Origin of the sequence: Acinetobacter sp. WU_MDCI_Abxc222 (assembly GCF_025514755.1) — a bacterium.
Classification (GTDB): Bacteria; Pseudomonadota; Gammaproteobacteria; order Pseudomonadales; family Moraxellaceae; genus Acinetobacter; species Acinetobacter geminorum.
Genome location: NZ_JAHPVG010000006.1, coordinates 97,781 through 124,098 on the forward strand (window position 1 = coordinate 97,781; position 26,318 = coordinate 124,098).

The 26,318-nt window shown below is 38.3% G+C and carries 24 protein-coding genes; 11 read left to right on the plus strand and 13 right to left on the minus strand.

Annotation, left to right across the window (positions count from 1 at the left end; translation table 11 throughout):
• Positions 1–11: 11 nt before the first annotated feature.
• Genes KTJ10_RS11005 through KTJ10_RS11020 form a run of 4 tightly spaced genes read right to left on the minus strand, consistent with a single transcriptional unit; the run spans position 12 to position 3,681 of the window.
• Positions 12–1,166: a pyridoxal phosphate-dependent aminotransferase gene (locus tag KTJ10_RS11005; RefSeq protein ID WP_262442018.1), complete on the minus strand. Its 1,155-nt coding sequence runs from the start codon at positions 1,164–1,166 to the stop codon at positions 12–14.
• A gap of 28 nt (positions 1,167–1,194) precedes the next feature.
• Positions 1,195–2,505 (minus strand): DUF445 domain-containing protein, encoded by a 1,311-nt coding sequence (locus tag KTJ10_RS11010; RefSeq protein ID WP_262442019.1) that lies wholly within the window; start codon positions 2,503–2,505, stop codon positions 1,195–1,197.
• Positions 2,506–2,518: 13 nt separating this feature from the next.
• Entirely contained in the window at positions 2,519–3,082 is a 564-nt protein-coding gene (locus KTJ10_RS11015) for a CC0125/CC1285 family lipoprotein (RefSeq protein WP_086376037.1), read from the minus strand.
• A gap of 59 nt (positions 3,083–3,141) precedes the next feature.
• Positions 3,142–3,681 (minus strand): DUF924 family protein, encoded by a 540-nt coding sequence (locus tag KTJ10_RS11020; protein WP_044102731.1) that lies wholly within the window; start codon positions 3,679–3,681, stop codon positions 3,142–3,144.
• Between the two features lie 168 nt (positions 3,682–3,849).
• Here KTJ10_RS11020 and gshA point away from each other — a divergent pair, with 168 nt between their 5' ends.
• The 6 genes from gshA (at position 3,850) to KTJ10_RS11050 (ending at position 12,907) form a co-directional block, all read left to right on the plus strand.
• Positions 3,850–5,427, plus strand: coding sequence for a glutamate--cysteine ligase (gene gshA / locus KTJ10_RS11025; protein ID WP_199977171.1), 1,578 nt, complete (start codon positions 3,850–3,852; stop codon positions 5,425–5,427).
• A gap of 16 nt (positions 5,428–5,443) precedes the next feature.
• Positions 5,444–5,965 (plus strand): disulfide bond formation protein B, encoded by a 522-nt coding sequence (locus KTJ10_RS11030; protein ID WP_199977170.1) that lies wholly within the window; start codon positions 5,444–5,446, stop codon positions 5,963–5,965.
• A 156-nt stretch (positions 5,966–6,121) separates the two neighbouring features.
• Positions 6,122–9,505: a type VI secretion system Vgr family protein gene (locus tag KTJ10_RS11035; RefSeq protein WP_262442020.1), complete on the plus strand. Its 3,384-nt coding sequence runs from the start codon at positions 6,122–6,124 to the stop codon at positions 9,503–9,505.
• A gap of 3 nt (positions 9,506–9,508) precedes the next feature.
• The gene (locus tag KTJ10_RS11040) at positions 9,509–10,045 is read left to right on the plus strand and encodes a hypothetical protein (protein WP_086265693.1); all 537 of its coding nucleotides are present in this window, start codon (positions 9,509–9,511) and stop codon (positions 10,043–10,045) included.
• Positions 10,042–12,432, plus strand: a complete 2,391-nt coding sequence (locus KTJ10_RS11045) for a M23 family metallopeptidase (protein WP_262442021.1) — start codon at positions 10,042–10,044, stop codon at positions 12,430–12,432. Before KTJ10_RS11040 ends, KTJ10_RS11045 begins: the two co-directional genes overlap by 4 nt.
• Before the next feature lie 10 nt (positions 12,433–12,442).
• Positions 12,443–12,907 (plus strand): hypothetical protein, encoded by a 465-nt coding sequence (locus tag KTJ10_RS11050; protein ID WP_262442022.1) that lies wholly within the window; start codon positions 12,443–12,445, stop codon positions 12,905–12,907.
• A 306-nt stretch (positions 12,908–13,213) separates the two neighbouring features.
• Here the strand turns inward: KTJ10_RS11050 and KTJ10_RS11055 are convergent, their stop codons facing one another.
• A complete protein-coding gene (locus tag KTJ10_RS11055; protein ID WP_086266287.1) occupies positions 13,214–13,870 on the minus strand; it encodes a haloacid dehalogenase-like hydrolase in 657 nt (218 codons plus the stop codon).
• Between the two features lie 144 nt (positions 13,871–14,014).
• On the opposite strand from KTJ10_RS11055, the gene KTJ10_RS11060 reads away from it, so the two are divergent.
• Positions 14,015–14,371: a DUF5991 domain-containing protein gene (locus KTJ10_RS11060; RefSeq protein ID WP_086266286.1), complete on the plus strand. Its 357-nt coding sequence runs from the start codon at positions 14,015–14,017 to the stop codon at positions 14,369–14,371.
• Positions 14,372–14,435: 64 nt separating this feature from the next.
• Here KTJ10_RS11060 and KTJ10_RS11065 read toward each other — a convergent pair whose 3' ends face one another.
• Positions 14,436–15,779, minus strand: coding sequence for a hypothetical protein (locus KTJ10_RS11065; RefSeq protein ID WP_199992268.1), 1,344 nt, complete (start codon positions 15,777–15,779; stop codon positions 14,436–14,438).
• Positions 15,780–15,990: 211 nt separating this feature from the next.
• Here KTJ10_RS11065 and KTJ10_RS11070 point away from each other — a divergent pair, with 211 nt between their 5' ends.
• Positions 15,991–16,572, plus strand: a complete 582-nt coding sequence (locus KTJ10_RS11070) for a YqiA/YcfP family alpha/beta fold hydrolase (RefSeq protein WP_206235666.1) — start codon at positions 15,991–15,993, stop codon at positions 16,570–16,572.
• Between the two features lie 14 nt (positions 16,573–16,586).
• Positions 16,587–18,470, plus strand: coding sequence for a DNA topoisomerase IV subunit B (parE, locus tag KTJ10_RS11075; RefSeq protein WP_086266283.1), 1,884 nt, complete (start codon positions 16,587–16,589; stop codon positions 18,468–18,470).
• Positions 18,471–18,599: 129 nt separating this feature from the next.
• Here parE and KTJ10_RS11080 read toward each other — a convergent pair whose 3' ends face one another.
• A complete protein-coding gene (locus KTJ10_RS11080; RefSeq protein WP_199964082.1) occupies positions 18,600–19,103 on the minus strand; it encodes an ureidoglycolate lyase in 504 nt (167 codons plus the stop codon).
• Positions 19,100–20,110, minus strand: coding sequence for an allantoicase (gene alc, locus KTJ10_RS11085; RefSeq protein ID WP_262442024.1), 1,011 nt, complete (start codon positions 20,108–20,110; stop codon positions 19,100–19,102). Before alc ends, KTJ10_RS11080 begins: the two co-directional genes overlap by 4 nt.
• 199 nt (positions 20,111–20,309) lie before the next feature.
• Between alc and hpxO the strand changes: the two genes are divergently transcribed.
• Entirely contained in the window at positions 20,310–21,467 is a 1,158-nt protein-coding gene (hpxO, locus tag KTJ10_RS11090; RefSeq protein WP_262442025.1) for an FAD-dependent urate hydroxylase HpxO, read from the plus strand.
• A 53-nt stretch (positions 21,468–21,520) separates the two neighbouring features.
• Here hpxO and KTJ10_RS11095 read toward each other — a convergent pair whose 3' ends face one another.
• The 5 genes from KTJ10_RS11095 to puuE all read right to left on the minus strand — a co-directional run bounded on the left by KTJ10_RS11095 (position 21,521) and on the right by puuE (position 25,648).
• Positions 21,521–22,246: an outer membrane protein OmpK gene (locus KTJ10_RS11095; protein ID WP_086266279.1), complete on the minus strand. Its 726-nt coding sequence runs from the start codon at positions 22,244–22,246 to the stop codon at positions 21,521–21,523.
• Between the two features lie 121 nt (positions 22,247–22,367).
• On the minus strand, positions 22,368–23,735 hold the full coding sequence (locus KTJ10_RS11100) for a nucleobase:cation symporter-2 family protein (protein WP_130173111.1): 1,368 nt from the start codon (positions 23,733–23,735) through the stop codon (positions 22,368–22,370).
• Between the two features lie 24 nt (positions 23,736–23,759).
• Positions 23,760–24,083: a hydroxyisourate hydrolase gene (uraH, locus tag KTJ10_RS11105; protein ID WP_130173110.1), complete on the minus strand. Its 324-nt coding sequence runs from the start codon at positions 24,081–24,083 to the stop codon at positions 23,760–23,762.
• Entirely contained in the window at positions 24,080–24,583 is a 504-nt protein-coding gene (gene uraD, locus KTJ10_RS11110) for a 2-oxo-4-hydroxy-4-carboxy-5-ureidoimidazoline decarboxylase (protein ID WP_002121920.1), read from the minus strand. The genes uraH and uraD overlap by 4 nt, the downstream gene beginning before the upstream one ends.
• Positions 24,584–24,682: 99 nt before the next feature.
• Positions 24,683–25,648, minus strand: coding sequence for an allantoinase PuuE (gene puuE / locus KTJ10_RS11115; protein WP_199964051.1), 966 nt, complete (start codon positions 25,646–25,648; stop codon positions 24,683–24,685).
• A 252-nt stretch (positions 25,649–25,900) separates the two neighbouring features.
• On the opposite strand from puuE, the gene KTJ10_RS11120 reads away from it, so the two are divergent.
• Positions 25,901–26,251, plus strand: a complete 351-nt coding sequence (locus KTJ10_RS11120; protein WP_001019316.1) for an HPF/RaiA family ribosome-associated protein — start codon at positions 25,901–25,903, stop codon at positions 26,249–26,251.
• The last annotated feature ends 67 nt before the right edge of the window (positions 26,252–26,318 follow it).

The window sequence follows — 26,318 nt, forward strand, 5'->3', positions numbered from 1 at the left end:
GGCTAAATTTATTAACATTGATTCAGAATTTCTCCTGCTTTTTGCAGAGTGTCATCATTTTTAGCAAAGCAGAATCGAATCAAGCGTAAAGACTCAGGTGCTTGCTGATAGAAAACCGAAACTGGAATAGCCACAATCTTATGTTGCTCGGCAAGAAACTGGCACATTTCTACATCGTTTAAGTCGGGACGAATTTGACTGTAATCGAGGTTTTGGAAATAAGTACCTTGAGAAGGTTTAAGTAAAAAACGACTATTGTGAATTGCCTGATTAAATCGATCTCTTTTCGTTTGGTAAAACTGCGAAAGCTCTTGAATATGTTCTGGATGTTGCTCCATATATTGTGCTAGAGCAATCTGACAAGGAGTCGTACCACAGAAATTCGCATATTGATAAATCTGGCGGAATAAACGCATCAGCTCAGGTGAAGCGACGCAATAACCTGTTTTCCAGCCTGTCACATGAAAGGTTTTTCCAAAAGAACCAATTACAAAACTACGCTCTCTGAGCTCTGGAAAATGCAATGCACTAAAGTGTTGTTGACCATCAAAAACTAAGTGTTCATAGACTTCATCGGATAAAACCAAAATATTTTTATCTTGAATCAGTTCAATGAGTTCTAACCAGTCTTGTTTATCCCAGATCGTACCTGTTGGATTATGGGGAGTATTCACCACAATCATGCGTGTTTTGTCATTGATCAAATCTTTAACGTGTTGCCAGTTCACCTTAAAGTCGGGTGTTTGCAGGGCAATATGAACCGCTTTACCGCCTGCTAATTCGACAGAAGGGCCATAACTATCATAACTTGGGTCAAAAATAATGACTTCATCACCTGCATTGATGCAGGCTTGTATGGCACAAAAAATTGCAATGGTTGCGCCTGGTGTAATTGTGATTTGAGTAACAGGATCAAGTTGAAGTTGATCACGCTGCTGAAATTGTAAAGCGAGTTGCTCCCGTAAACCGAGAATACCATCCCCAGGCGGGTACTGATTATGTCCAGCTAAAGTCGCTTGAGATAAGGCTTCAAGTAAGGCTTGTGGCGCCGGAAAATCTGGAAAGCCTTGTGACAGGTTGAGCGCACCTAGACGATGTGCCAGTGCCGTCATGGTACTAAAAATAGTCACGCCTTGAGTGGCCAATTTTGACTGTAGCTTAAGCATATTGTTCTCTTATTAAAAATATTTAAAGTTATAAAATTGATTCAATCACTGCCCGAATTACACCGAGTGTCAAACCAATAAATGCACCCACTACCACACCATTTACACGGATCATGTGCAAGTCGCCACCTACTTCATTTTCAATTTTCCCGATCATTTCACGTGAGTCCCATTCATGAATGCGTTCACTCACGTAGCGTATGATTTTATGGCTATATTGATCCGTAAAATTCATGGCAAGTCCTGTCATTTCTTTGTTGAGAACTTCACGTACTTTTACATTTTGAAGAAGGTTTTCACCGAGCTGCTGAATCGCAGCCCGCAGGTTCATTGCAATGCCAGAGTCTTCTTTCATTAAATCCTCTTTAATGGCATCACACAAAATGGTGACAGCACCACTAATAAAATTTAGAACTTGAGGACTATCAAGGAGCGCATCTTTACCACTGTTAAGACGTTGACTGGCAACACTATCGGGTTTCGCTAGTTCCAGCATGAGTGAATGTGCAATTGTTTCAATTTCTTGCCGCCATGGGTGTTCATGGTCTGCCAGCATCGATTCTACTTTTTCAACCAATGAGTCGATGGTACGTTGTTGAACATCAATACCAATCCAGCTTGCGCCTCTTGCAAGTGACCAGACGCCCAGTGCTTTAAACATTTTTCGGGTTAATTCACGGGTTTTATCTGGATTTTGTACGACCCATTCATGAGCGATATCGAGACCACGTTGTAAAACGTCTTGGTGGAAATCATTTTCCAATACTGCACGCAGCATTTCACTGGCGAGTTTGTTGACTTGGGTATTACGTACCCATTGCACACTGTTGTTTTGCACAAAATTAGCAATTTGCTCTTGGCTCACAAACTCAAAAATTTTCGGTACAGTTTGCTGAATGAGCTGCACCACTTGCGTATTGTTTTGCGGACTTGCCAACCATTGACCAATTGCAAGGCTTAAGTCTGTTTTTTCTAAACTTTTTTCGACGACTTGAGGCGAAAGAAAATTTTCCTGTACAAAACGGCCCATTGACTCTGCAATGCGTGCCTTATTGCGCGGAATAATCTCAGTATGGTCCCGTAAAAACTTAGGAATCGGTAACTTACCAAAAGGGTTCCGAAACAGAACTGTAATCGCGTACCAATCAGCTAGACCACCAACTACACCTGCTTCGGCCCCTAGCATTAAAATATGAATAAAACCTGTGTACTCTGGCAGAAAACGGTCGGCTACCATCAGTGCAATCCACAGCACAACGACGATGATCAGCGCTAGGGTAGCAAAATATTTACTACGTTTAAGACTGGGCACGTGGTGAACTTCTTCTGCCATGCTCATAAATTTATCCTATTCATTTTTGTTTTACTGGAGGCTCGGGCGGCGGCAACAGCTCTCCTGTCGGACTCAATCCATATTTTTGTCCGAGTGATTTCAAGATCAAGCTTGCATCAAAAGCGTCTTGAGGAGCCTGCTTTTGATCCCGATAACATTCAATAGTATACGACACTTGAACAGGGTCGATATTGACCACTTGTGGGAAATCATAGAACGGATCATGCCAGAAACCCGGATAGCGACGACCATAGCCATAAGGATAAAAGCTCGGCGCAGATGGATAAACCACAGCCTGACGTGGTGGTTTCTGACTTTGGTTACTTGGGTCATTCAGTACTTTAAAAAAGCGGAAACCTTTTTGCACGGTCGTTTGTGCTGATTTTACCAAAGTGATTTCTTCAGCTGCACCGTAACTCATATTCGGATCGGCTTGGAAACTAATACGAAACGTTTGCGCATTTAAAGGGTATGCGGAAAACTGGCCAAGTTGATCAAAGGTTTTTGGTTTACTTGGAGTCGTCGCACAAGCAGTTAAAGTTAAGGCAGCGCCTAATGCTAAACAAAGAGAGAGATATTTCATGGTGAACTCCCAGCTGAGCATTAAAACAAAGATGACTCAGCATTAAAAATTAATAAGCTTTAAAAACTACTGTTCGGTTCTAATAAAAATTCGGTTTCCTCTGGAGTAGAAACACGTCCAAGAATGGTATTGCGATGAGGATAGCGTCCAAATCGATCAATAATGACTTTATGCTTTTTCTCAAAGCTTAAGTTAATTTCATTGCCAAGACGTTGAAATAGTTTCAAGGCAAATTCATGGATCAATTTTGATTCACTATGCATAAACGGCATATATAAAAAAGAGCGTTGCTCTGGATTAAGCTGTGCATCGAGTTGCAAACTAATTGCTTCTTGTGCCAAAGCTAATGCCAAGCTGTCATAGGCAAAAGATTGGGACTGATCACGATAGATGTTGCGAGAAAACTGGTCTAGTACAATAATCTCTGCCAAACGACCTTCTGCTGTTTTTCGCCAAGACCAGAGTTCTGCTTGAGTTGCCTGTCGATGAACATCAGAAAAATTTTCACGGATTTTTTTGTCAAAATCATCACTTTTTGCAAACCAAAGTGAACGGTGTTCAGGAGAAAACCAGAAGTTTAAAATGTCTTGTTCGTTCATGATATTGACAACTCTTTAGCAATTATTCTTCAATAAAATCACAATTCTTTCGTGTCTTAAATAACAAGATTGTGATAAAAATTGCCAAACTGGAATGATGTGATTATATAAGTAACCGTATCATCTCACGATTTTGTATATAGTGATCTTTAATAAGCGAGCAAATGCATGAGTCAACCCACTACACCATCTCAATCAGTTATTCCTGCTTGGGTGGATTCGTCGCTACTACAAGGCATGTTACGTGGAATAGAGCGTGAAAGCCTACGTATGCAAAGTAATGGGTTCTTATCACAAGAGTTACATCCGAAAGCATTAGGTTCAGCTTTAACACATCCAAAAATTACGACTGATTATTCAGAAGCGTTGATGGAGTTTATTACTTCACCTAAGCCAACCATTGAAGAAGCTTTACATGAGCTCACCGATATTCATGCGGTTGTGCATCGTCATTTAGAAAATGGTGAAAAACTCTGGCCGCTGTCTATGCCATGTATGTTAGACGACAATGAAGAACGCATTCGTCTAGCGCAGTACGGCACCTCTAATATTGGTCGTTTTAAAACACTATATCGCCGTGGGTTAGGAATTCGATATGGTCGTCGTATGCAGACCATTTCAGGTGTGCATTACAACTTATCTTTCCCAGATACACTTTTTGCTGAGCTACAAGCTCATGAAACTGACGAACAATTAAAATCATTAAGTTTGCAGGATTATCGTAGCCATCGTTATTTTGGCCTTATTCGTAATTTTATTCGTTTAACACCATTGGTCATGTTCTTGGTGGGCGCGAGTCCAACAGTATGTCGTTGTTTCTTGACCGGACACAAACATCATTTGTTGCCTTTAATCAAAGGTTCATACTATTTACCGTATGCTACAGCACTCCGTATGGGGCGATTGGGCTATCAAAACTCAGCCCAAAAAAGCTTAGGTATTCATTACAACAATTTGTCTGGCTATCTGGATGGTTTACAAAAAGCCGTTCATTCTCCTTACCCACCATTTAGCCGTTTAGGGTTAAATGATGCATCTGGTGAGCCGTTGCAAATTAATGATCATGTTTTGCAGATTGAGAATGAATATTACAGTCTAGTACGTCCAAAACAGGTGCCTCAAGCAGGTGAAACACCGTCTCAAGCTTTAAAAAATCGAGGCGTGGGCTATGTGGAGTTACGTGCAGTAGATGTAAATCCCTACTCGGCAATTGGCGTTGATGAAACGACAGCAGGCTTTCTTGAAGTGTTAGCACTTTATTGTTTGTTAAGTGATAGCCCCGACTTGTTATGTCCTGAGCAAGACTTGGTTGAGAAAAATCAAACAGAGGTGGTGAACCGAGGTCGAGCGCCAAACGCAACCATTACAGATTTAACTGGGTCATATCACATCGAAGATTGGGCACGTTTACATATTGCAAAAATGCAAGATTGTGCACAGCTACTCGATCAGACCTATGCAACGGACTTGTATGGTTCAGCTTTGGCGGTCATGCAAGCACGAATTGATGAAGTTGATGAAACTTTATCTGCCCATGTCATTGACGATACGTTAAAGCATGGTGGAACTTGGAGTTTTGGTAGCCACATGGCTCAGTTACATGCTGAAAGTTATGAACAGCATGAGCTTAGTGTGGAAACTTTGAAACATTTTGAACAGTTGGCTGCGCAATCTTTACAGCAGCAAGAAAAACTTGAGCAAGATACCAAGATCAGTTTTGATCAATATCTTGAACAATATCGATAATAAAACGAGGTTTTACATGCGATTAAGTTACCGTTTGGTGAGTGGACTACTTGTTTTAGCAAGTATAGTCGGCATGTCTTTTGCGTTGTATCTGGAACATGTAAAAGGTTTAGAGCCATGTCCGCTCTGTATTTTTCAACGTGTTGGCTTAATGGCGATGGGCCTTGTAGCACTCATAGCCTTTTTGCATAACCCAGTTTCCAATGCGTTTAAACGTTTTTATGCATTTTTAGCAGGCATTGGAATTTTATGGTCAGTGGGTGTGGCAGGACGTCATGTCTGGTTGCAACATTTACCACCAGATCAAGTACCAAGCTGTGGCCCAGGTTTAAATTATTTAATTGATGCCTTACCAATGAAAACGGTTTTACAAGAAGTATTGTCGGGTTCAGGTGAATGTGCAGCAATTGATTGGACTTTTTTAGGTCAATCTTTACCAGTTTGGTCATTGGTCTACTTCCTCTTACTATTACTGGTCTGTTTATGGCAGTTATTCCGTTTTTATCCAGTATTTAAGACAACCAAAAAAAGAGCTTAAAGCTCTATAAAAAAGCCCAACACTATGTTGGGCTTTTTATTGCTTGGGAATAGGTCAAAATATAAGAAAACAAATTAAAAAAAAGAATAATGATGTAGACAGATAGGTCTGTTTTTTATAAAGTGCAGCCGTTTTATATCCTTATGATTATAAAAAATGCTTTTTAATATCTTTAATGTTTTGGAAAAAATAGGGTTAAGTGCGCAGAAACGTGCCGTCCATGTGCAATTTTCTAATGAACTACTCAATAGCCAAGTTTTTTTACAACGTATAGAAGGCCAACATCAGCTAAATGGGGGATTGGAAGCTGAGTTGATCTGCCTTTCAACGAGTGCCCAAATTGCATTGAAGCAGTTTATAGGTGTGCAAGTTGCTGTTGATCAGGTCACTGATTCTGGACAATTATTTCGAACTACTGGAATTGTGACAGAAGCGAGTTATGGGCAGAGTGACGGTGCTTTAACACTTTATAAACTCACCTTAAAAGACGCGACAAACTTATGGCACAAGCGCCGTAATAGTCGTGTTTTTATGAATAAAAGCATTATTGAAGTCACTGAAGTTTTATTTAAAGAATGGCAAGAAAGAAGTCCACTTTTTGCGACAAGTTTAAGACTCGACCTCAGTGGTTTAAGTCAGAGTTATGATATTCGCCCATTTATCATGCAACACAATGAATCTGATTATGACTTTCTTACACGCTTGTGGCGAAGTGAAGGCGTTAGTTGGGTAATTGATGAAGCAGAGCTTTTTGTTCTTCACTTTACTGCATCTATACAACCTCAAAAACTTAGATTGGTTGATGATAATAGCCAGTATCAACCTTTAGCACGTCGCAGCATTCGCTATCACAGAAGTAGTGCAACAGAATATCAAGATAGCATTACAGGTTTTGTTGCGGTGCGGACTTTGCAGCCGACTGCTGTACATGTGCAACGTTGGCAACCTGATGCTTTAGCACATGAAGAAGGTGTAGGTTCAGTTATCACTACACACCTACATTCAGAGCAGTTTGATTCAGCGAGTTTGAGTCTTGAACAAGCATGGCATGTAAGTCCTGCTTGGATGCAAGATTTGAAAGGGGAAGATCAGGCCACTGCTTCAACTAGTAATCAGCTAGAGAAATTGAATCAGCAATTTACGGATATGTATGCGAGTCAGGCCAAATACTTTAAGGCGTATAGTAGTGTCCGTGATAGTCAAGTCGGCTATTGGTTTAACCTACAGGAGCATCCTGAAATTGATCAGCATGAAGGGGCTGATCAAGAGTTCCTGATTATTGCTAAAAATTTCTATAACCAAAATAACCTACCGAAAGATTTACATCAGCAAGTTAGCCAGTTGTTAACCCAAAGTCGTTGGGATAAACATGGTTATGATGATATTGAGCGCCAAGGTAATGAGCTGACCCTAATACGCCGTCAGATCAAGACGGCACCTGAATATAATCCAGAACAGCATCGCCCAATTGCTTACCCGCAAAGAGCCAAAGTCGTGGGCCCAGAGGGAGAAACTATTCATGTTGATGAATGGGGGCGCATTAAGGTGCGTTTTCTATTCACCCGTAGTGATGATCATGGGCATGATGGTGGCGCAGGTAGCAATGATAACGATACTGACTCAGCTTGGGTGGATGTACTAACTCCTTGGGCAGGCGAAGGCTATGGAGCACGCTTCTTACCACGTATTGGTGAAGTGGTGGTCATTGACTTCTTTGATGGCAATATTGACCGTCCATTTGTGACTGGGCGCATCCATGAAGCGCAGCGTTCACCAACCAAGTTCGATGTGAAAGGGCAGCTTCCTGATACTAAAAAACTGAGCGGAATTCGCAGTCAGGAAATCAGTGGTAGTGGCTTTAACCAATTACGCTTTGATGACACAACGGGGCAAATTAGTACCCAATTACAAAGTAGTCATGCAGCAACACAGCTGAATTTAGGCAACTTGAGCCATCCGAAAGAACAAGCGACGAGTCAGGGTCGTGGTGAAGGCTTTGAGCTTAGAACAGATGCTTGGGGAGCTGTGCGTGCAGGTAAAGGCATGCTCATTAGTACCTATGCACAAGAGCAAGCTATTGCAGACCATTTAGAGGCGGCACAAGCACAATCCTTACTTTCACAAGGTTATGAAAGCATGAAAATGCTCAGTGAAGTTGCAGCAAAGCAACAGACTGATGCTTTGAACGTGATTAATCGCTTACCCAAATTCATCCAGTCACTTGAGCTAAAAACCACAGGACAGGCATTAAATAGTACGGTAAACCTATTTAAAGAAGGTATTAATAACGATCCTATTCATGCTTTAAAAGACTGTGGCGGCTTTATTCAAGACATTGGTGCACTAGGTGGAAATGCAAAAGGCGTTGTAGACGAATTTAATGCTTTCTTTACTGATGCCAAAGATGCGGTAGAAAATTTAAAAGCATTTATTGAAAATGTTGAAGAGCATGGTGCCGACATCGTTAAAGGAAAACTTGCCAGTATTAAAGACCGCATTCATAAAAATCCATTTGAAAGTATTCAAGAGGTTGGAAAAGTCTTGGCAAATGTCGAGACTAAAGACTTTGACATGATGAGTGTATGTGGAACATTTAGTAAAGGCAGTAAATTGGAAGTATCACCTTCTAAAGCATTAAGTTCTTTGCAAGGCTTTATGGAAGGTTATACCCAAGGTTTAGAAAGTAGTTCCGATAGTAAACAGCAAGAACAAGGCAAAATTTTTAGACAAGCGCTGATGTTATTAGCATCGCCAAATGGCATTGCCTTGACGACACCTGAAAATATTATTTTGCAAGCTTCGCAAGATATTGCAGAAAGTGCTAGTGGCTCCATTAATTTAAGTGCACAGAAAAATATCATTGGGCATGCGCAAGATAAAATAAGCTTGTTTGCCGCGCAAAAGGGTTTCCGTGCTTATGCAGCAAAAGGAAAGCTCGAACTACAAGCACAAGACGATGCTATTGAAGCAATTGCTAAAAAGGTCATCAAGCTCATTTCTACTGAAGAAAAAATCGAGCTTACCAGTCCAAAAGAAATTGTTTTAACAGCAGGTGGATCTCAGCTCAAAATTAATGCGGATGGCGTATTTTCAACAACAGGTGGCAAGTTTGAAAGTAAAGCTGGGCAGCATTTGTTTACGAGTGGGGCAACAGTAAATGCTGAGTTGCCGAAAATGCCTGAGAGTGGAATTTTTAGTCGAAGATTTGATTTTAGTGATATTTTCAATTTAGAAAATTTGAAAGAGGAAATTAGATTTAAAGTTATCAATAAAACAAAGAATACAGAATATGTTGGAATGTTAGATGAAATGGGTCGAACACCAAGAATATTTAGTGATTCATCAGATACTATTGAAATTCAATTTATTAGCAATAATGACAATAAAAGTATTATACCTACGAAGGAATTAAATGAAGATATTTATGATCATGATACTGGGGATTTTGTAGATGATGGAATTCAGAGCCAGCTTGCAGAAGCGCTAGATGATGAATATAAAGATGATCTAGAAGATGATTTTAATAAATTTGGAGTTTAAGAGATGAAACGCAGTCTAATATTGCTACTGAGCACATTTATCTCAATACAAGCTTTTGCTGAAGAAAATGCTTGTGAAAAAATTTGGGATAGCTTCAAAAATAAGAATGAAAGTATCAAAATTGATAAAGTTAATGTCCCATGTAAACAAATTTGGGAAGATAACAATAAAGCAAAGCTTGTAAAGACTATTGGCTTAAACCCAAAAGATCCTCAATGGATGTCAACAGGGGAATGTCAAGTTATTGAAGTGAATAAAAATAAATACCAAGTTTATTATGCTTATCTAAAAAATGATCATAGTGATATAAATATCATTAGTGATACTAATGATAATTATTTTTCATATTTTAGAAATTTAGGTCGCTATGATATGTTTGAAGATAAATTTTTTCCAACAAAAAAAGCGAATAAAAATGGTGTTGAGTTAAGTTGCCCTGGATTGGGGAATTTTGAGAAAATGAAACCTATTTTAAGTTCATATATCAATAATAAAAAAATTGATATTAAACGATTTAGTTTTGAGGACTTAAATAAATGAAAAATGGTAAATCTATAAATCAAAAGTCATATCCATTAACGCGATATGGATTTATTTGTGCCGTTTCAAGAATGGAATCTTCATCAGATTTAAGTTTGCCCTTAACGGCACCAGTAAACATTAGAGCAAGCCAAAATAAAAATTCTCTGGGTTATATTGGTTTTTTCCAGTTTGGGGAAGCTGCACTTATCGATCTTGGTTATTATAAGCATTGGAAAGATAATTCTGATAAAACTGAAGAAAACGATTGGACAGGGAGTTGGACTGGACACAATGGTGTTAATTCTTTATCAGATTTTTTGAAATCTCCTGCTAAGCAGGTTCAAATCATTGGAGAATGGATAGATCTTCTTTGCAAACGATTAAGAAATAGAAGTTTTAATGAATACTATGGGAAAATAATCAATGGAATTGAAATTACTGAATCGGGTGCTATTGCAGGGGCTCATTTAGTTGGTGACGGAGGCTTAGGTTCTTTTTTAGGTATATCAGGTTTTAAAGGAAATTATAAAGAAGTAGATGGAAATAATGTTCATATTAGTAAATATATTGAGATGTTTAACCATTATGACTTAGAAAGCTGTTGTAGTAGAAAAATATATATAAAATTAAAGAACCAAATTGGACAAATAGCAAAAAATAAAAAAGTAACTATTGAATCTGAATATAGTGGTAAGTTTAAACAATCAAAGTTTATTGTAAATGCAGAGTCAGATGAGCAAGGACTATTACCTGTTATTATTAGACATCCAGGCAGTAAAATTATAATTAAGGCAGATGGAAAACAATCAGCTGTTATTACCCAAGCCTCTGATAAAAAACAATCTATTGAATTAAGTGTAAGTGAAGATATTAAAATTCAATCTGTTTTACAAAAACCTGCTGAACCAGAGCCAAAACAAGAAAAAGTTGTTGTTGAACAGAAAACTGTTGATTCGAAGAAAGATGAGGTGAAAACAAATGCTTCTAAAGATATAAAATTTGATATAGCCATAATAGAAAGTGACACAAATAGAAAAATAACGAATATGAGGTTTTTTGTAAGATATAAAGGTAAGATCAAAGAGCATACTTCTGATAGTTCAGGAATAAAAACTGGTATAATTGCAGAAGAGGGTGAAAATTTAGACATATTGGTAAATGGAAGTAAAGGTTACCAAAAAATAAAAACAATATCCGTAACAAAAGGAATGGAAAATAGTTGTATATCAGTCCCATTAGAGCTAGTCAGTGTGAAATTGAAGATACATGATAGTAAAGGTAAAATTTTAAAAAGTACTAAGTTTTTTGTTTCATATAGAGGCAGAGAAATAGAGAAAACAACGGATAATAATGGCTTTATTCAATTAAAAATGTTGAATGCATTTGTTTATAAATTGCTACTTTCAAATAAGAAACCTGTTTTGACATTAAGAAATGATCCAAGTATTTCCGTAATTAATGTCAACTTAAATTCTGCGGCTACAACAATACAGATGCCTCGAGTAGCTCCAAATCCTCCTAGTAAGACAGTACCAGCAAAAGCAACCCCAGCGAAAGAAACGTCATCTAAGAAAGAAGAGAGCTTTGTTGATTACTTAATTGATTTTATTCCTTCATTAGGAAGAATAGAGAATGTTCATACAGAGAAAAATGGTAATCCTTTAACTAAACAATATGGTAGTGATGTCGCTTTTACTATTAAAACAATAAATAAAGAGACAGGTAAGGAAGAAAATCTAGCTTATTCAATTAAATATAATGGCGCAAAAAGAACACATTATACTGGGCAAGATGGGATTGGATTAAAAAAACATCGGGGCGAAGAAGGGAAGAAAATTGAAATTGTTGTAGATGTTGATAGTAAAGAACAAGTACTTTATACCGCTGTATTGAAGAATCCTATGCCAGTTATTGAGTTAAGAATAGATAAGCCAAAAGATGATGGCTCATATTTATTCCCTTTAAAGGCACGGACAAATTCATATAAAAATGGATTTGCTCGATTTGGTTCTAATCGTAGTGGTGGAAAACGTAAACACGCAGGTTGTGATCTGTATGCACCAGCAGGAACCGAAATTAGAGCGATGGCTGATGGTGTAGTAAGAAATATTTATTATTTTTATGATAATACAGATGCTATTGAAATTGTTCATCCAAAACATATCATTCGTTATGGGGAAGTTAGAAAGGGTAAAGCTTTAGTAAAAGCTGGAGATAAAGTTGTAAAGGGTCAAGTAATAGCTTATGTAGGTAGCTTAACAACTAAAGGTATTCCAAGTATGATGCTGCATTTGGAAATGTACTCAAATCCAAATAATAAAGGCACTTTAAACGGTACAAGTGTTTATAAGCGGCGGTCGGATTTAATTGATCCTACACCATTTTTAGATAGCGCATCATTATGAGCATTAAATCATGAAGAATATTTATATCTTAATTTTTATAGGTGCTTTATTTGCATGTAGTAATAAAGACCAAGAGAAAACACCAAGTAGCTTAAATAACGAATCGAATGTAATACATACAGAAGTGTATGAGCAACAATCTCCAGCTATAAGTGAGGCTTTACCAGTAAGTGAACCAACAGTAATTACAGATAAGGTGGTCGATACAAAAGATGATGTTCAAGCAAATCAAATTTCATGTTTAAATAAAAATATTACAGGTTGGTATGGTTTTGATGAAGCTAATGCTGAACCTAAATGTGAAAATTTAAGCAATTTTAGATTGACTTCTTATAAGTGTGATATCTCTAAAAATGCTTTTGGTTCAAATAAAGATGCTCTTTTATTAGAAAATCAAGACAAGCGAATTTTCGCTTATTCTAATGCTAAAGATTGCAATGAGATTCTAGAAATACGAAATTCTAATGCACCATAAAGTTATCTTTTTTAATTTTATTATTTGCAAATAATTTTAGTTTCAAATAAAGATGTATTAGTAATATATTTTTAAACTTAGTATCCGTACTAAGTTTTTATTTATATTTATAAGAAAAATTAATAGATACCCTTGTTATAGATGAGATGGTAATTAAGAGTAAGACTGGACTGTACTAAGTTAACAAAGATTTTAAATACATTATTATGGATATAATTAAAAATTCGATAATATAGAATTTTCCAAAAAAAATTAAAGATAATAAGGATTTAAAAAATTTGATTTTTAAAGAATCTTTTTATTAAATTAAAACCAATTTAATATTTTTAAATTTTTGATTTTAATATTTTTAATTTTATTGTTATCCCCGTTAATTAAATAGGGTAGTTTAGCGCTAATCAAAATAGGTAAGTCATCTTCAATATCATCACTGTATGTTGCAAGCCAAGGTTGTTTGATATCAAGCTTATTCAATCTTCTTACTTTTTCTTCAGACCTACAATGTATCCCACTTATCCATCCTCCCAGCTTGTTTTGTAGAGGAGTACCAATAATTTTTACATTTAGATTGATAGACTCGAGTAAAACATTCGCTAACTTTTCTGGTGCAGCCGTAGCAATAAACACAATTCTTCCATTGGCTAAATGATCTTTAACTTCATTTATACCTTGCTCAAACCAATATAATGAATTGAAAGAATTGTTTTTGATATTCATAGAGAAATTCTTAAAGCTGTATTCTAATTCTTCTTCGTTCAAGCCATACGTTGCAATCCATAAATACAATGAAGCACCTTTAGATTTATATTTCTTAAATTTCATAAGAGGCAAAGCGATGGGCGTAACAATAAGTGCAGCGATAAATCTAAAAATATTGGATTTTAATTTATCTGATAGCCATGCCTTTGTAGAGTCACCCGATAGTAATGTCCCATCCAAGTCAAAAACAACAGTTTCTTTCATATATTTCTCTAGATTTAGTGATAGTGATAAGAATGAATTTTCAAAAAGAGTATTTTTAATAGTTGGTTTATAAAATAATAAAATATTTTATTGTATTGCGATATGGTTATAATAGTTTAACTTGATTATTTATAAATTAATTAAATGAAAAATTTTTGTTTATTATTGCTGGCTTTTTCTGCTAACACATTTGCAAATACAGATAAGTGGAGTGGTACTTATCATTATTATAGTTCAGAAGAACTACCAGGTGGAAATGTTGCGACGATAGAATCTGTCTTAACACTAACACCAAAAAAGTGTGAGTATTCTATTGCTGGCTTTCAAGTTGATAAATCCTATATATGCAAAGTGAAAGAGAAAAATAACGAGCTATATTTATTTAAAGTTCAAAGTGGTGAAAAGTTAGGAAAAGTGGTCTTTAAGAAAGGAAAATACTATCTTTATTCTGATGAAGTTTTAGATATTAAAGACAACTTATTTTTTAAAGATAAACAATAGTTATAGAGCTTTTTTTTAAATATTTTAGATTCTATAAAAAAGCCCAACATAAGTTGGGCTTTTTTTACGTCTCTACAATCCCTTCTAAATCTTCGAGCGTATAGTTCGGCATATCAATAATATGGGTTTGAATACCTTCTTGAACGTAATCATTAGCATGAGGATATAACCAACGAGTAATCTGTTCCGCAACACTCGAGTGATACTGAATCTCAAAGTGATTTAAGCCATAAAACACGGCTTTATGTGAGTCTGGAACTTTAAGCTGAAAACGTGGATTAGGATGTTCGCCGAGTGCACTTTTTACACTCACTAAGTAGTCGCCAATTACTGTTAACGCTTTATTGCGCACCTTTTCAAATTCTAAGGTCCCTGCTACTAAAAAGGTGTTGATGTGTGAAGGCAGTGGAGCAGGCGCGCGGTTATCATCCATCATACCAATACGGGCATCCATATGTTCCCAATCATCATCACGAACGCTACCGTGGCGTAAGTCTAAAATACCATTACTCCGAATATTAACCAGTTGACCGAGTAAGCCCACAAAAGGGAAAGCCCCAAGTTTATCTTGTATGGTAAAGCCAAAGCGCTCTAAAACTGCACCATGATGTGGTGAGCCAATGCAGACTAGATTCTCGACCATATGAATCCATTGATACATATTTTGTTTGCCATAAAACAAGGCACTACGAGATACTAGCCCGCCCATACTATGGCCAATGATATCAATACTGGTAATTCTTGGATTACGTTGGACCAAGTCTTCTAATAAGTTCGAAAAACTGCGTCCATTGGCTGAAATGCGTCGGCCTGTATTGTAATTTAAATACAACATCGTGTTATGGTCACGCTGTGCTAACAGACGTTCCCCAATTCCACCATAATGTGCATTTGACCAAGTCAGATGGTTCATACACAAACCATGAGCTAAAATCACAATACGGCCTGCAAGTTCCCCTTGTTGTATTGCACCGTAGTGATCGTATAACACCATGGGTAAGGCGAGGGGGCTATGCTGTTTCAGTAGATAATCCCCAAAAATCCCATTCAAAATGCCGACTAAAAAATGTAGGCTTGGGGTGAGTGGTTTTTCGTGAAGTGTGGGATATTTTTCAATAATATGACGTAAGCTTGGTGCTAAAAAACAACTACCGTATTTTTGTAAAGCACCATAAGAAAATTGATATGCCTTTTGCACAAATGGTCGTTTTTGAAAGTTTTTAGCATTTTGTGTACTCACACCAAAAGCATTTTTTAATACTTCAATATTAATAACTTGAATTAATTCATGTACACCATTTAAGCTGGTACTGAACAGTTGAGCTAAACCTTCTAATACGTCTGCCTGACTAGGTGGCGTACGATCCCATTTACAATAAGTTTCATGTAGTGGTGTTAAGCTCGGCATATCTTTTCCCCATATACGTTATAACTGACGTTTTAAGCTGTACTTTTTATCAACGGCAGCTAACGTTTCCATCTTAGTAGTTTAAATAACACATGTTTTTAAAATACTGATGAATGGTTAGTTGAGTGGTTTTTCTTGTCTGACAATAGTGTTTTTATATACAAACTGAGAACAAAAATGTGAATTTATTCTCAATTTAGAGGGAAAATATATGAATATTATCTACCTCCATGGCTTTAATAGTAGCTCTCTTTCAATTAAAGGGCTGAGTCTTAGACAGTATTGTAGCGAATTGGGCATAAATGTGCATTTGCCAGACTTAAATAGATCTCCTGATCTAGTGGTTGAGCAAGTTTCAGAGCTGATAGAGTCTTTACAAGATGTAGCCCTAGTCGGTAGTAGCCTTGGCGGGTTTTTTGCGACATATTTTGTCGCGAAATATAATGTTCCAGCTGTACTGATTAACCCTGCTATGCAACCATGGAAACTGTTTGATGAGTTATTTCAAGTTGAAAGTATGCCCTATGTGGTGAATGATCAATGGTCAATTGACCATGTTCAGTTAAGGCAGTTAGAACAACTGGAACTGAATCAACCTGAAAATGCCGACAAAATACTCGTCTTATTGCAACAAGGCGACGAAATTTTGGATTATCGTCAAGCACAACGCTATTATAGTGCTGCAACGCCATCCTCATTGATTTTGACGGATGCTCATGGCAATCATGCTATGGAAGATTTTGAAGAAAAATTACCGTTAGTGATCGAATTCTTTGCGCACACCATCAAATAAGGAAAACGTACAACGTGACACAATATACGGCTCAATCGCTTGAAGTTCTTTCCGGTTTAGACCCTGTTCGTCGTCGTCCAGGGATGTATACCGATACGACTCGACCTAACCATTTAGCCCAAGAAGTTATTGATAATGCTGTTGATGAAGCATTAGCTGGTCATGCCGACAAAATATGTGTCACGGTTTATAAAGATGGTTCGTTGTCGGTTGAAGATAACGGCCGTGGTATGCCAGTCGATATACATCCTGAATATGGACAAAGTGGTATCGAAATTATTCTAACCAAGCTCCATGCTGGTGGTAAATTCAGTACCGATAACTACCAGTTTTCGGGTGGTTTACATGGTGTGGGCATTTCCGTTGTAAACGCTTTATCAACACGGGTTGAGGTCGAAGTTCAACGTCAGGGTAACCTATACCAAATGGCCTTTGAGCAGGGTGAACCAGTAGCACCTTTAGCTGTTCTTGAGGGTAAAGCACCAAAACGTGCGACAGGTACAACTGTACATTTTTGGCCAGAAGCTAAATATTTTGATAGTCCAAAATTTGCGTTAAAAGCACTCAAACACAATTTAAAAGCCAAAGCTGTTTTAGCGGCTGGCTTAAAAATTATTTATATTGATCAAATTAATGATGAAAAAATCGAGTGGCAATTTGAAAATGGCCTCGTCGATTATTTGATGGATGAATTACAAGACCGCGAAATCTTGCCAAACCCTGCATTTGTGAGCAGTGGTCAGGCAGACCGTGCGGCTTGTGAATTTGCGATTTGTTGGAATGTAGAAGGCGGTGAACAGGTTCAAGAAAGTTACGTCAACTTAATTCCAACTGCACAAGGTGGTACTCATGTGAACGGTTTACGCTCAGGTGTAACTGAGGCATTACGTGAGTTCTGTGAGCTGCGTAATTTGCTGCCACGAAACCTCAAACTTTCGGCAGAAGATGTTTGGGATGGCGTGAACTATATCTTGTCGCTCAAGTTCCAAGAGCCGCAGTTTTCAGGTCAAACCAAAGAGCGTCTTTCGAGTCGTGAAGCATCAAATATTGTTTTAAATATTGCTAAAGATGCTTTTTCACTCTGGCTAAACCAACATGCTGAAATCGCGATGCAACTGGCTGAAATGGCGATTTCTAAAGCAGGTCGTCGTTTAAAAGCAGCAAAGAAAGTCGAGCGTAAAAAAATTGTTTCCGGCCCTGCATTGCCGGGTAAGTTGGCAGACTGTGTTGGCCAAACACGTGAGGACAGTGAGTTATTTATTGTCGAGGGTGACTCAGCAGGTGGTAGTGCAAAGCAAGCGCGCGATAAAAACTTTCAGGCGATCATGCCAATTCGTGGAAAAATCTTAAATACGTGGGAAGTTTCTTCAGATGAAGTACTCGCTTCTCAAGAGGTTCACGACATTGCGATTGCCATCGGGGTAGACCCAGGCAGTGATGATTTATCTGAACTACGTTACGGCAAAATTTGTATTTTAGCCGATGCCGATTCTGACGGTTTACATATTGCGACCTTATTATGCGCCTTATTCGTTAAACACTTTCCAGCATTGGTTGAAGAAGGGCATTTGTATGTAGCAATGCCACCATTATTCCGTATCGACATTGGTAAAGATGTCTATTACGCGCTTGATGATGATGAGCTTGAAGCTATTTTGAAAAATGTTAAAGGTAATCGAAATCCGCAAATTACCCGATTTAAGGGATTGGGTGAGATGAACGCGATTCAATTACGTGAAACGACTATGGACCCGAACACGCGTCGTTTAGTTCAGCTTGATTTAGATGATGTTCACTTAACGGCAGGTTTACTCGACAAGTTGCTTGCGAAAAAGCGTTCGGCAGATCGTAAGCAGTGGCTTGAGCAGAAGGGTAACTTAGCTGATATCACTGTTTAGAAAAATGAAAAAATCCCCGTTCAATTGACGGGGATTTTTTATATAAACCTAAGATTGTTAGAAATCACCATAACGATTCCTGCTATTAAGGTTTAGATCATTAAATTAGATAGATCTGTATATTTTAATTTAGGTCGTAATTTTTATAGCCTGTGGAAATTGAAAAATATCACAATTCGCTCCACCTCCAATTCGATCTACTACTGCAAAATCACTTGGTGCCTCAAAGGTAAGCAAAGGATGATGCCATGTGCCTGCCCGATAATTAATACTTTGCTTTCCATTCGAGACGAAAGCACATAGTTTTGAAATATCAGGGGTGTTTTCGTCCAAAGCGGGTGCCACGATAATTAAAAACTTTTGTTGCTGTAGTGGAATAAATGCCTGAGAGCCTTTGGGATGGCGTTCTAGCATTGAAATTTCTAGAGGCAACACACTGGCTTTAATATTACGGAAAATACTAATTCCTGCCTTTGCTTCCCCTTCAATTTCAGTTTCAACGAGCGCATGGTAGCGCTCGGTGTGGGCATCATTAATATGAAAAAAGTCATGCCCGTCACAACAGATGACTTCTCCGAAGGGCTGGAAGTTTTCAATGGTTAAGGGCTGAATTTGAACAGTATTCATCATCATGACTTGGCAATTTTTCCCCATAAACGAACACGGCTAATACCACCATCTGGAATCATGTTAATACGAATATGCGAGATTTTTCCATGTTGTAAAATCTCATTCACATATTCATGAATATGGTCCATTTGCATCGGTTGAGCTTCAAGTAAATAAGACCAGAACATACTTTGAGGAATTAACTGTGCATCGGTTGCGTTTTCAAGGTAAACCGCTTGAATGGATACTTGGGCAGGGAAGTTCCCTTTAAAATGAGCTGTATCAATTTCAAGCTTTTCAATTTTTCCGCTTTTACCCAACGCAAGAATACACCAGTCATAACCCGGTGCACGGCGGCGTTTGGTTTCCCACCCATCGCCCATGTTGACGCCACGGCCTGGGTTAATCAAATTACGCGGGTGTCCAAAATGAGCATCACTATAGGCAACTACGCGGCCACCATTTTCGAGAGCCAATAAATCGAGAGTTTGTTCGCTGTCAGTTACCTGAATATCAACATCACCATAGACACGTAAACGGGCAATACCGCCATCTGGGAAAATATTAAGGCGTATATGAGTGAAAAGTGCATCATTATTGACCATAAAAATATGATGTTGGCTTGGACCAAGTTCAGTATTTCCTAAAACATTCTCCCATTTTGCCCCTGTCAGGTCCCCATTTGGTGCATAACATGCTTCTAATGATGCAGATGCAGGATAATTTCCTGTAAAAAAGCTGGTATCAATATCAAGTGCAGTGATTTTTCCACTTACACCTAACTTCACGATACACCAATCATAGCCTGCGTGACGTTTACGGCGCGTTTCCCATCCGTCCATCCATTTGCCGTTGTCATCAAATTTATCTTCAACAAAAATAGGTGCATCAAATTGCAGCATACGCTTTGCTTCTGCAAAGAAATCATCTGAACACTCAATGACTTGTGCACCAATTCGGGCATCTGCCAAATTGGTTTTCGTATTCAAAATCTCAGGAAGTTCAAAAGCTGGAGCGTGCAATGTTGCCATAGTGGAGTATCCGTATTTCTTGTTAAAAACATGATTTTTCATTTAAAACTGCGCTAACACGGAGCGTGCTGAGACGAGTTTTATACTTAAATATATAAGCATGGTGCATGCCAGTTTTGTGGAAAAGCTAAATAAATTTTGAACGATGGCATGTTTTTAGCATAAGCACCCTATAGGTGAATATCTATAGGAGAGTGTTATGAATGTGGTGATTATTGGTGCAGGAATGGGAGGTCTAACCACAGGCATTGCATTAAAGAAATTTGGTCACCAAGTTCGCATTTTTGAACAAACTGAAAAGATTCTTCCCGTCGGCGCGGCAATTTCACTGTGGTCGAATGGTGTGAAATGTCTGAACTATCTGGGATTAACTGACAAAATCGCCAAACTTGGTGGACAAATGGATGATTTGGCCTATGTGGATGGTTTAACTGGAGATGTGATGACACAATTCAGTTTACTGCCATTAATTGAAGAAGTGGGCCAACGACCTTATCCAGTTGCACGTGCTGATTTACAAAATATGTTAATGGATGAATTTGGTCGTGATCAGATTTATTTAGGCAAAAAAATGGTCAGCCTTGAAGACAAAGCTGATTATGTCGAGGTTCATTTTGCAGATGGTAGCTCAACGCAGGCTGATCTATTAATTGGGGCTGATGGGACTCACTCACTTACACGGGCCTATGTGTTGGGGCAGCAAGTGCAGCGCCGTTACGCAGGTTATGTAAACTGGAATGGTTTGGTTGAGATCTCTGAAGATTTAGCTCCGGCCCAGCAATGGACGACTTATGTGGGCGAAGGCAAGCGAGCTTCTTTAATGCCAGTTGCAGATGGAAAGTTCTATTTCTTTTTAGATGTGCCTTTACCAGCAGGGCTAGATAATAATCGAGATGAATATAAAAAACTTTTAAAACAATATTTTGTTGATTGGTGTCAACCCGTACAGCAGCTTATTGAACGCTTAGACCTGCAAAAGACTAATCGGGTGGAAATCCATGATATTGAACCGTTCACTCAATTTTATAAAGGTCGCGTGGTGATTTTGGGTGATGCTGCACATAGCACGACACCTGATATTGGGCAAGGCGGTTGCCAAGCGATGGAAGACGCGATTTATTTAGCGCGTTCTCTGCAAATTAATACTTTGGGGCTAGAGGACGCTTTACGTCGCTATCAAAACAAGCGGAATGAACGTGCCAATGAATTGGTGCTTCGCGCACGCAAACGTTGTGATGTGACACATATGAAAGATGAAGCGGTTACACAAGCATGGTATGAAGAATTACGTCGTGAACAAGGTGGGCATATTATGCAGGGGATTATTAGTAATATTGTGGGTAATCCACTTGATTAAAAACAAAAACAGCAAGGAACTTTCCTTGCTGTTTTATCTTCTAAATTTGGATTTTAGAAGTGGTATTTAACCAAGGCACTAACGTTATTTTCGTCGGCACCTTTAATACCAAATTTGTTATTCCACACTGAGTGCTCGATACCTAGGTATAGACGTGTATCGGGAGAAATGTGTTTACCTACATTCCATTTCCACTGAGTTGTCCAGTTTAACTCGCTCGCATGGTCGCCTTCAGCAGTTGACCAGTCAAGGAAACCATCTACCAAGAAATCTTCAGATCCTAATTTTAATGGAATACCATAAACGAATGTCATTTGATAATCGTCGTCAATGTTCTCATTATTTGCACGGTAGAAGTTTAAATTTGCATATTGGAAATATGGGATATCTAAATCAACTGCAAAACCATAAAGGAAGTTATCGAAGTTATTGCCGTCTTCACTGTTACCTTCCCAAGTAGTACTAATAAGTACATCTTTGATTGGGCCATACGACAGTTTCTTACCAGATACTTCGCCTAAACTTAGGCGTGGTGATAACTCGAAGTAAGTACTCTTGTGGTCATTTTCACCACGCATGCGGTCCATAAAGAAAAACACATCAGCGTATTTAACTTTTGCTGCATATTCCAAAGTAATGGTGGTTTCTTTGTCATCTACAACTTCATAGTTTTCACCATAAAGTCCAGTCACACTAAAATCTTGCCAGATTGGTTTCGCCTGAACCATGGCAGTTACAGATAACAAGGCACAAGTCGCCGCAAGTTGCTTTAATTGCATTTAAATGATCTCCCCCCAAATAAAGCACGCTAAGGATACAGGGTCTTAAGCAAAAATGAAGCCAAATTTGATCAACGGTTAAAAAAAAGCCCACCGAAGTGGGGCGCTAAAAACTAAATCTTTAATGAATATTTCTTGTGTTTATTGTTTGGCTTAAATGCGCAGTACGTGAGCTGCGAAATGAAGGTAAATGATTAAATAATAAATTCAACAAGATAGCAAAGATACAAGTTGAACTAATGCCTGAATGGAACAAAGTCTGTACCCAAACCGGGAAATGAGCATAAAACTCATGGTTAATAATTGGGATCATCCCTGCTGATAAAGCAGTTGCCACAATAATCAAATTTTTCTGATCGTTATAATCTATCTTTGCCAAAGTACGAATTCCACTCGCTGCAACCGACCCAAACAAGACCAAACCTGCACCACCAAGTACGGGCATTGGAATCGCTGCAATTAAACGACCCATAATAGGTAGTAGACCCAAAATAATCAGAATGACACCGCCTGCTGCGACTACAAATCGACTCTTGATGCCTGTGATCGCAACCAGTCCAACATTTTGGGCAAAAGCGCTTTGCATGAATGAACCAAAGAGAGGGGCAAAAGCACTGGAAAACATATCCGCACGAACACCATTGGCAATACGTTTAGCATCTACCTCAGTTCCTACAATGTCTCCAACAGCAATAATATCGGCTGTGGTTTCAGTCATAATCACCAAAGTGACGATCAACATCGACAAGATAGCGCTGAGCTCGAAAGTCGGTAAACCAAAAGCAAATAAGTGTGGAAATTGGAGCCATGTGCCTGAGCTCACCTGACTAAAATCACCAAAACCCATAAAGTAGGCGAGGATAGTACCGGTAACAATAGCCAACAAAATTGATATGCGACGGATGCCTGCTTGCGGCAGCATATTTAGAACAATCACAATGCCTAAGGTCAGCAGTGCCAAAGAGATATTTTCTACGCTACCCCAGTCAGGCGCTTTATTGTTCCCACCCATCATCCAGCGAATCGCAACGGGTAACAAAGATAGACCAATAATCGTGATGACGCATCCTGTCACAACAGGTGGGAAAAAACGAATAATTTTAGAAAAATAAGGTGCAAGACACAGTCCAATTAGAGATGCAGCAATGACCGCGCCGTAGACAGCAGGTAAACCACCGCCTGTAGTGATAATGGCGACCATCGTTGCAACACCCGCGAAAGATACACCCTGTACCAGAGGTAATTTTGCGCCTAGATATTTGGTACCGATTGTTTGAATCAGTGTTGCCAATCCACCTACAAATAGCGCAGCCGCAATTAACATTCCGATTTGTGCTGAGCTTAAGCCAGCTGCCGTTCCAATAATCAAGGGCGGGGCTACAATACCACCATACATGGTCAGCACATGCTGTAAGCCGTAAGCAAAACTTTTGGAAATTCCTAAATATTCATGCTCTGGAGAAATCGCATTTTTTTGCTGATGATTCATATTTTTCTCCTATTTATATCTGAGTTAGCTACCGCGATAAGTGGAGTAAGCAAATGGGCTGATCAATAAAGGAATGTGATAATGCTGATTGATGTCTTCTATGAAAAATTGGATACAAACACGCGGGAAAAAAGTTTTGACTTGCTGCGATGAAAAATAAGGAGCAATTTCAAATTCAAGTTGATAAGCACCTTCTGCAAAGTCTGTTATGCCAAAATCACTCACTCGACCATCTTGATTGGTGATGGCTGTCGCTATCAGTTCATGGGTTGCTGCATGAAACAACTTTACTTCTACGTCTGCAGCTGGTTTGCCTAAATTCGTATCTAAAATATGAGTGCTGATCATGCTTGTATTTCCTGAGATAGACGTAATAGAGCAATCGCTGCGAGTTGCTCATGTACAATTGTTTTTTCGATAGCTAAGTCGTTTTTTAGTCTTTCATGTAGCTTTTTTAAAATTTCATCACTACTGAGGCCTGCCGCTTTAATTAAAAAAATAAAGCCAAACTTTTGCTCATAATCAAGATTACCTTGCAGCAGAGCTTGTTGTGTTTGTTCATCTAAAGAAATGCCAGCTTGTTCTTTAGATGAAAAATCTTGCTCTTTTGCATTGAGTTGTTTTTTAGCTTCGCGTTCACCAATTTTTGGATGAGTTGCTAAAGCTGCTTGAATCTCTTGCCATGACCACATTTGACTTAATTGTTCTGCATATTCCAAAAGAGATGCTTTTGTTGAATAGGGGCGTTTTGAGATGATTTTTTCGGCCCATGCTTGAATGTGGACACAGTTTTTTAACAAAGTCTTGAGTTGTTCTGGTGGGGCTTGATTAAACTCGGCTAAAAACACTGTTATTCCTAAACTCGTTGTCTTGATATGGAGTTTTAGCAATAACAGTGCCAATAGCGAGTTTTAATTCGCTTATGAATTTTGAAAATTAAAAATCAATTATTTAGTTATGTGATTTTTATACCAATGTTCGGCAATCTCCTGTCGACGACATACCCATACTCGATCATGCATTTGAATATAGTCGAGAAATTTTTGTAATGCTTTAAAACGGCCCGGACGCCCCAAAATGCGGCAATGCATTCCAATCGACATCATTTTTGGTGCAGTTTCTCCCTCTGCATACAGCACATCGAAACTATCTTTCAAATATTGAAAAAACTGTTCTGAACTATTAAATCCGCCTGGTGAGCAGAACTTCATGTCGTTACATTCCAAAGTATAAGGAATAATCAGATGAGAGCGTGATGCACCTGTAGTATCGGTAAGCGTTGTCCAAAAAGGTAGGTCATCGCCATAATAATCAGAGTCATATTGTATTTGTGGAAACTCTGCGAGTAACTGACGTGTATTGGGGCTGTCACGTCCGGTGTACCAACCTATAGTTTTATTTTCAAACAAGTTTTCTAAAACAGTTAAAGCTTGTTCCATATGCTTCTTTTCGACTTCAATATCAGTATCTTGATAGTGAAGCCAGCGGTAGCCATGTGAAACAACATCATAGTCAGCTTGCTTAATTGCTTCTACAATATAAGGATTGCGGGCAAGCGCCATTGCAACTCCGAAAATGGTCATTGGAAGTTTGCGCTTTTGGAATTCATTATGAATGCGCCAAAATCCAGCACGTGAACCATATTCGTACATAGAGTCCATCGACATATGTTTAGCTGGGTAACTTGCGGCACCAATAATCTCTGATAAAAACTGTTCTGAGCCCTCATCGCCGTGCTCAATATGTTTTTCGCCACCTTCTTCATAATTAAGCACAAATTGCACAGCAACCTTGGCATTGTTAGGCCATTTAACCTGTGGCGGTTGCCCGTGATAACCGATTAAATCACGTGAATAAGGAGACTTTTGAATCTGCTCAATAAGTTCTGCTCCAGATAGATAAGATTCGGACACAATTGCTCTCCTTTTGTTCAATTTTTCATAAAAATTTAAAAAATCAGCTTGCATATTTTTATAGATGGACTGATATTGAAGATATGAAGATCTTCAAAATAAATTAAAAGCAGTACGTTTAAGTCAGGAGATAACAAACCATTACACCATCAAAATGTACAATTGAAGTCAGTTCATGCATGCTTAAAACATGCCAACATAAAAAAGTTTTGCATAGAAAAGATCCACAGTAAGAAAGAGAGGATGGTATTTATGAATATTGAAATCCGCACAGATAAAAACATCCATAACAGTGAACGTTTAATTACTTATGTACGTGCAGAACTTACTCAAGAATTCCAACGTCATAGCGAACGTATTACGCATTTCTCGGTTCATTTTAGTGATGAAAATGGGGACAAAGGTGGTGACAAAGATATCCACTGTATGATTGAAGCACGTCCTTCAGGTTTGAAACCAGTTGCAGTACACCATAAAGCAGGAAATATTGATGCTTCAATTCATGGAGCGATTGAAAAATTAAAACGTAGCCTTGAACATACTTTTGAGAAAAAGGAACACCCGAGAGGTGGTCAACCAGAATTCATTGATGATGAAGTTTAATTTAAAATCCTAAAAAGCCCTTCGGGGCTTTTTTTTATATTTAATGAAAATAAAACTATTCACAACA